This window comes from Stenotrophomonas sp. YIM B13575, from assembly GCF_042787595.1.
In the GTDB taxonomy this organism is placed as follows: domain Bacteria; phylum Pseudomonadota; class Gammaproteobacteria; order Xanthomonadales; family Xanthomonadaceae; genus Stenotrophomonas; species Stenotrophomonas lactitubi_B.
In genome coordinates this window covers 1-1,515 of the sequence record NZ_JBHZOP010000226.1, presented here as the reverse complement: position 1 = coordinate 1,515, position 1,515 = coordinate 1, and the positions used below count along the sequence as shown (strand labels likewise).

2 protein-coding genes are annotated in these 1,515 nt (G+C 68.4%); one reads left to right on the top strand and one right to left on the bottom strand.

The features are described from left to right. Positions 1-92: 92 nt before the first annotated feature. A complete protein-coding gene (locus ACFX4F_RS21385) occupies positions 93-539 on the bottom strand; it encodes a copper chaperone PCu(A)C (protein WP_380658380.1) in 447 nt (148 codons plus the stop codon). Between the two features lie 35 nt (positions 540-574). Between ACFX4F_RS21385 and ACFX4F_RS21380 the strand changes: the two genes are divergently transcribed. Further along, the gene (locus ACFX4F_RS21380; RefSeq protein ID WP_346579050.1) at positions 575-1,351 is read left to right on the top strand and encodes an enoyl-CoA hydratase/isomerase family protein; all 777 of its coding nucleotides are present in this window, start codon (positions 575-577) and stop codon (positions 1,349-1,351) included. The last annotated feature ends 164 nt before the right edge of the window (positions 1,352-1,515 follow it).

Sequence of the window (1,515 nt, the reverse complement as noted above, 5' to 3'; positions counted from 1 at the left end):
GCGCTCGCCGGGCATGGCCCGGCGCTACCAGTGTCGATTCGGCCGTGATGCCTGGGTAGCGCCGGGCCATGCCCGGCGGAACGAGCGCCGCGTTACGGCGCGGCCTTGCGCGCTATCAACGCCGTGCTGACTTCGGTGCCATCTTCCAGCTGCAGCTGCAGCCACACAGGCTGCCCCTCCTCCAGGGTGCGGTTGCCGTCCATCAGCATCAGGTGCAGGCCACCGGGCTTCAGTACGGCGCGCGCGCCGGGCGCCAATGGCAGGCGCCGGACCTCACGCATGCGGCTGACCCCATCGACGATCGTGGTCTCGTGCAGCGACACATCGCCGAAGGTCGCACTGCGTGCACCGGTGATCGCCACCGCGTTGGCGCAGCCGTTGCGGATCACCGCATAACCGGCAGTCATTGCCATCTTCGGGTTGGGCAACAACCGTACCCAGCCCTGCTCGACGGTGACGCACTTCGTCTCGGCGGCGGAGGCCGATGCTGCGGCCGCACACAGAACCAACAGTACGCCAACGAATGGTTTGGTTATCATCGTCTCAGTTCCCTCTTCGCAACGAGACCCGCAGCATGACGACGCTCATCGAGGTGATCAACCATGGCCCCATCCGCGAACTGCGGCTGGCGCGGCCGCCGGTCAATGCCCTGGACACCGAGCTGTGCCGGCAGTTGATCCATGCCATCGAACTGGCGATGGCCGAGGACGCGCACGGTATCGTGCTGTCCGGCAGCGAGCGTATCTTCACCGGCGGCATGGACGTGCCGCACCTGCTCTCGCATGGCGATGACAAGCACAAGCTGCTGGACACCTGGAACGCGTTCTTCGGCGCGGTACGCACGCTTGCCGAGAGCCGCATCCCGGTGGTTGCGGCGATCACCGGCCACGCCCCGGCTGGTGGCTGCGTGCTGGCCCTGTGCTGCGACTACCGGGTGATGGCACGCAGCGCCGATCCGGCGCGCCCGTACGCCATCGGCCTGAACGAAGTGCAGGTCGGCCTGATCGCACCGGAAGGCATCCAGCGCCTGCTGCGCCGTGCCGTGGGCGCGCATCGCTCCAGCGTCCTGCTGGCCACCGGCGCGCTGGTACCGGCCGAACAAGCCTTGCAGATCGGTCTGGTCGATGAACTGGTTGATGGCGAGCTGGTGGTGGCCCGTGCGGTGGCCTGGCTGCAGGACCTGCTGAAGCAGCCGCGGCAGCCGATGCTGTTGACCCGGGCCATCGCCCGCGCCGAACTGCACGACGCCCTGCACCCGGACCTGATCCAGCTCGACCGCTTCGTCGAGGCCTGGTTCGCCCCGGATGCGCAGAACGCGCTGCAGGCGCTTGCCGCCCGGCTGGGTAAATAACGCTGCCGGGCTGCTGCCCGGCACCCGCAGAGGCAACGTCCACGTCAAATGCCGCTTTCCGTAGAGAGGCCGGGCGGGGCCGATTGCGGGGGGCGCTGCAAGTACGTCCATGTAAGCTCGGTCGCGCCATCCATGGCGCTCACGCCCCCGCAACCGGCCCCGCC